The 4,699-nt window shown below is 70.0% G+C and carries 5 protein-coding genes; 3 read left to right on the top strand and 2 right to left on the bottom strand.

Annotated features, from left to right (window positions below):
- Window positions 1-665: SDR family NAD(P)-dependent oxidoreductase (locus Q1N79_RS04245; protein WP_300604662.1), on the bottom strand; the 665-nt coding region annotated here is incomplete at its 3' end.
- Between the two features lie 166 nt (window positions 666-831).
- On the opposite strand from Q1N79_RS04245, the gene Q1N79_RS04240 reads away from it, so the two are divergent.
- The 3 genes from Q1N79_RS04240 to Q1N79_RS04230 all read left to right on the top strand — a co-directional run bounded on the left by Q1N79_RS04240 (window position 832) and on the right by Q1N79_RS04230 (window position 3,007).
- Window positions 832-993: a hypothetical protein gene (locus Q1N79_RS04240; RefSeq protein ID WP_300604660.1), complete on the top strand. Its 162-nt coding sequence runs from the start codon at window positions 832-834 to the stop codon at window positions 991-993.
- A gap of 128 nt (window positions 994-1,121) precedes the next feature.
- Window positions 1,122-1,544, top strand: a complete 423-nt coding sequence (locus Q1N79_RS04235) for an Hsp20/alpha crystallin family protein (protein WP_300604657.1) — start codon at window positions 1,122-1,124, stop codon at window positions 1,542-1,544.
- Window positions 1,545-1,675: 131 nt separating this feature from the next.
- Window positions 1,676-3,007, top strand: a complete 1,332-nt coding sequence (locus Q1N79_RS04230; RefSeq protein WP_300604654.1) for a glycoside hydrolase family 15 protein — start codon at window positions 1,676-1,678, stop codon at window positions 3,005-3,007.
- Between the two features lie 22 nt (window positions 3,008-3,029).
- On the opposite strand, the gene Q1N79_RS04225 is transcribed toward Q1N79_RS04230, so the two are convergent.
- On the bottom strand, window positions 3,030-4,355 hold the full coding sequence (locus tag Q1N79_RS04225; protein ID WP_300604651.1) for an Ig-like domain-containing protein: 1,326 nt from the start codon (window positions 4,353-4,355) through the stop codon (window positions 3,030-3,032).
- Between the last annotated feature and the right edge of the window lie 344 nt (window positions 4,356-4,699).

Genomic DNA, 4,699 nt, shown 5'->3' with positions numbered 1-4,699 from the left:
ACGGCGGCGCTGAGGCGCCGCTCGATCTCGGCCACCGAGACCCCGGCGCGTTCGGCGCGCAAGGCCAGGACCCGCGGCGTCTGCTCGGTCACCGTGACGCCGGGATGGACCACCGTGACGTTGATGCCGTCGCGGCCAAGCTCGTCGGCGAGGTTCTTCGTCAGCGCCGAGACGGCCACGTTGCGGACCGTCCCGGTGATCGCCCCGCTGGACCGGGCGGCCAGGCCGCTGACGTTGATGATCCGGCCCCAGCCGCCCGCGCGCATGAACGGCACGACCGCGCGGATGCAGCGCAGGTAGCCGAGCACCTTCACGTTGACCTGCTCGGTGAACTCGGCGGCGTCGAAGCCGTCGATGCCGACCACCGCGCCGGTGTTGGGCCGCGCCGCGGCGTTCACGAGGATGTCCACCCCGCCGAGTTCGGCCGCGACCGCGGCGACCATCTCCCTGACGGACTCGTCGTCGCCCGTATCGGCCCCGACCGCGATCACGTGCCGGCCTGATTCGGCGGCGACCGCGTCCCGCGCGGTCTCCAGGGCGGCCTTGTCGCGCGCCACGAGGGCCACGTCACATCCCTCGGCGGCCAGCGCACGGGCAACCGCCAGCCCGATGCCCCGGCTGCCGCCCGTGACGATCGCCCGCTTACCGGTGAGTTCCAGGTCCATGCCGCGATCTTGGCACACCGGATCGTCTTGCCGTTAACGTTGGCTCTCGCAATGGCCGCGCCACCGCCCGTTCCCGTCAGCAGCGATAGGTCAACGCCGTTTATTGCGAAGACTTTTTTATCGTGTAGAGATTTCGTACCTGAAGGTCCGAAAAGTCTTCGCGATCATGGTCAGGGGCTCGAAACTCGCCTGCCCGCGCGGCAACGGTTCGCGCGGCGGCGGCGGATCGGATCGTCGGCCCGCGTTACCGTCCGGCTCGCCGCGGGACCCGGACCTGATGGCACGCGAGGTCGCCCGGGTCGCGCGCTGGATCGACACGCTCGGCTGAGGCAGCGCACGGGACCTACGACCGGGTGATTCATGCTGTCGGTCTCTGGCCGCGCGGCCTGCGGCGGGCGTGTGCTTTTTGGGACGGGACGGGGGATAACAGGGATACGCGAGAGAAAGGATGGACAGATGAGCAGCATCTTGCGCAGGGACCCGAAGACGGTGGTTCCGGACCTCATCGACTGGTTCGAAGCGCCCTTCGTGACGCTCCGCCCGTACCTGGCCCAGCCGATCAGGATCGAGGAGTACGTCGAGGGCGGCCGCTACTTCGTGAAGGCAGAAATCGCGGGCATCGACCCGGAGAAGGACGCCGAGGTGACGGTCGGCGCGGGTTACCTGACGATCCGCGCCGAACGGCACGAGACGGTCGAGGCGACGCACCGGTCTGAGTTCCGGTACGGCTCGTTCACGCGCAGCCTCTCCCTGCCAGCGGACGCCAACCCGGACGACGTCACGGCCACTTACGCGCACGGGATCCTCACGGTGAGCATCGGCATGAAGACGCAAAAGCCCGAGTCGGCCAAGAAGGTCGAGATCAAGGCCGGCACGTAAGCGCGCCAGGCAAGTGATCGCGAGCGCCGGCCGGCTGAGCCGGCGCTCGAAGGGGCAGCCGCCACCTCCCGCGCGCGGCCGCATCCCCGATAGGCTCGGCTCATCGGGTGACGCGAAATTGAGGATGGGTCATGCTGCGGTACGCTCTCGTGCGGCCAGCGGTCGAGCAGGTGGACCTGGCGTCGGTCGCGCCGTACATGTTCTGGCTGATGTTCCGCAACGTCGCCTCCGACGGCCTGGTCTTCGACGACCCGGTCAACGCGGGCGTCATCTCCGCACCCGGCTGCGTGCTCGCCTCGCCGTCGTGGGAGAACACCGCCACGCAGGTCACGCAGGACTACGTGTACCACTGGACCCGCGACGCCGCGATCGTGGCGAGGGAGCTGTCGTACGCCTACGCGGCGGGGATGCTGCCGGGCAACCAGCCGCTGATCGACTACGCGAGCTTCTCCCGGCTCTGCCAGGACTCAGCAGGCGACTTCGACCGCGCGTCGTACTACATCAACGGGACGCAGCGCCCGTGGACCGACCAGACCGACGGCCCGGCCCTGCAGACGCTGGCCCTGCTGAACCTCTACGGCCAGCTTGACGCGGCCACCCGGGCGACGGCGCGGGCGCTGATGACCGCGAACCTGGACTTCCTGCAGAACGCCTACCAGGGGCAGACGTACAACGTGTGGGAGGAAGAGTACGGTTTCTCCTTCTTCGCCAGGTCGGTGCAGCTCAAGTGCTTCGAGTCGGTCGCCGCCAATACGGTCGGCATCGCCGTCCCCGGCTGGCTCTCCGCCGCCATGTCCTGGCTGACCAGCGCGCTCGACGAGCACTGGAACGGCGAGTGCTACCAGTCGATGCTGCCCGTCCCCACCGACTACCGCGCCCCCTACGACCCGAACATCGACGTGGTGCTCTCGGCCGTCTACGGCGCCGAGTCGGTCACCGACACCAAGCTGCTGGCCACCGCCGCGCAGCTGCGCGCCCAGTGGGCCGATCCTGGCTCGAAGTACTTCTACCCGATCAACGGCGACGACGCGCGGCGCGGCCTCGGCCCGCTGCTCGGCCGCTATCCCGGCGACGTCTACGACGGCGACACCGACACGCTGGCCGGCGACCACCCGTGGGCGCTGTCCACCGCGAGCTTCGCCGAGCTGTACTACCGGCTTGCGGCAAAAATCACTTCATCCCGAACGATCCCCGCCGACTCCCTTTCCGCACCCTTCTTCGCCCAGGTCGGGTTCGACGTCGCCGTCGCTCCGCTGCCGGCGCCGCTGGCGGTGGCGGCGGCGCTGCGCGCCGCCGGCGACCAGATGCTGCAGGCGGTCGTCTTCCACAGCGACCACTTCGAGCTCAGCGAGCAGTTCGACGCGGTGACCGGCTTTGAGAAGAGCGTCAGGAACCTGTCGTGGAGCTACGCCGCGTTCCTGTCCGCCGTCCGCGCGCGCAGCGCCTGCGCGGCGAACACCTAGCCCGCGACCCCGGTTCGTCCGGTCAGACCGCGTTCGCGTTGCCCGCCGGCGCGGTCTGCAGCGGCGCCTTCGCGGTGTCGGGGGGCAGCGTCGCCGGGTTGACGAACGTGCTGCCGCCCGGCCCGGCTTCCACGGCCTCGTGCAGCGCGCTGCCCTTCAGGTACTGCGACCAGGACAGGAACCACATGGTCCAGCCGTTGTCCCAGGTGCCGGCGAGCGGGCTGCCCTTGATCGTGATCGGGTCGCCGGGCACGGCGAGGTTGTAGTAGATCTCGGCGGCGTATGGCGGCAGGTTCACGCACCCGTGGCTCACGTTCTCATAGCCCTGCTCGCCGACCGACCAGTACGCGTCGTGGTAGTAGTCGCCGCTGAACGTGAACCGCACGGACCACGGGACCTCCAGGCTGTACCCGGGACCGGTCATCAGCACGGGGTTTTCCTTCTCGATCGTCAGGTAGCTGCCGTCCGGCGTGTCAAGGCCCGGCCGCCCCGTGCTGATCGGCCAGTTGTAGGCGAGCTTGCCGTCGACGTAGATCTGGGTGTAGTGCGTCTGGGTGCTGCCGATCGCGATCACCGACTGCCCGATGTCGAACGTCTGGGTCAGCGTGTGGTACCCGTAGACGCCCGGCGCGCCCTCGACCCCGTTGAGGTGCCCGGTGAAGCTGACCGTCGTCCCGGCCGGCCAGTAGTCGCGCGGCCGGAAGTAGGCGCACGTCGGGGCCATGCCGCAGTTGTCGTCCCAGTACCACGAGCCGATCACCGGCTTGGACGTCGCGACCTGCAGCGCCCGCTCGACCGCGGCCTTGTCGGTGATCGAATGGCTGAAGTACAAGATGATCGGCATGCCGACGCCGTACGTCTGCTGGTAGCCCTCGAAGATCTCGGTGCTGAACGTCGCCGCCGGCGTCAGCGTGCGGAACGCGCTCGTGCTCGTCGTGATGGTCCCGTCGCGCGCCCGCGCGGTCGCGATCACCGTGTAGGACTGGGAGACGTCAAGCGCCCAGGTGCTGTGCCAGGAGGCGCGGCCAGCGGCGTAGCTGCCGGTCACCGGGTCGCCGGGCGTGCGCACGACGACGCCGGTCAGCGTGCCTCCGGCCGCGGTGACCGTGATCCCCGTCGACGGGTCGGCGCTGATAGCGCCGCTCGCTGGCGTGATCGTCACCACGGGCCCGGCCTTGGCCGCCGCCGCTTTGGCCGAGGCCCCCGCCGCGGCTGCCCCGGCCGATGGCGATCCGTTGGCCGCCGCGGACTTGACCGTGCTCGCCCCGCTCCCCGTGCACGCAGCCGCCGCCAGCGTCAGCGCGCCGACCGCGCAAACAAGCGCCAGCCGCTTCCCGATGCCGTTCATATCGCAACTCTTCCCAACACCGACACGGACATTCCACCGTTCGCGGGTATTCGGCCCGGGCGGCGAAGACTGTACCTAGGTCCATTGAATAGCCGTTCGCGGTGCCGCAGTCTCGGTTCCGTGGCGCACCGGGACTCGCCTGCCGCACGGCTGGGCGGGGACCGGCCGGCCGCCTTCGGTGAAGGGAACAGACGGTCATGAACATCGACATGCGGGCCGCCGGCGGCCCGTCGGCGCGTGGCCGACGCGGGCGTCCGGGACGCCGGGGGCACCGGGGGCGCCGGGGCAGTGTCAGCCGGGCTGCCGCGTGGGCGGCGGCGTGCGTGCTGGCGGGCGGCGGGCTG

Source organism: Trebonia sp. (assembly GCF_030042015.1).
In the GTDB taxonomy this organism is placed as follows: domain Bacteria; phylum Actinomycetota; class Actinomycetes; order Streptosporangiales; family Streptosporangiaceae; genus Trebonia.
This window is presented reverse-complemented; position numbering and strand designations above follow the sequence as displayed.

What these genes read in the sequence shown, in the direction of transcription:
- Q1N79_RS04235 (WP_300604657.1), top strand. Translation starts at nt 1,122, where the DNA reads ATGAGCAGCATCTTGCGCAGGGACCCGAAGACGGTGGTTCCGGACCTC.
- Q1N79_RS04225 (WP_300604651.1), bottom strand. Translation starts at nt 4,355, where the DNA reads ATGAACGGCATCGGGAAGCGGCTGGCGCTTGTTTGCGCGGTCGGCGCG.
- Q1N79_RS04230 (WP_300604654.1), top strand. Translation starts at nt 1,676, where the DNA reads ATGCTGCGGTACGCTCTCGTGCGGCCAGCGGTCGAGCAGGTGGACCTG.
- Q1N79_RS04240 (WP_300604660.1), top strand. Translation starts at nt 832, where the DNA reads ATGGTCAGGGGCTCGAAACTCGCCTGCCCGCGCGGCAACGGTTCGCGC.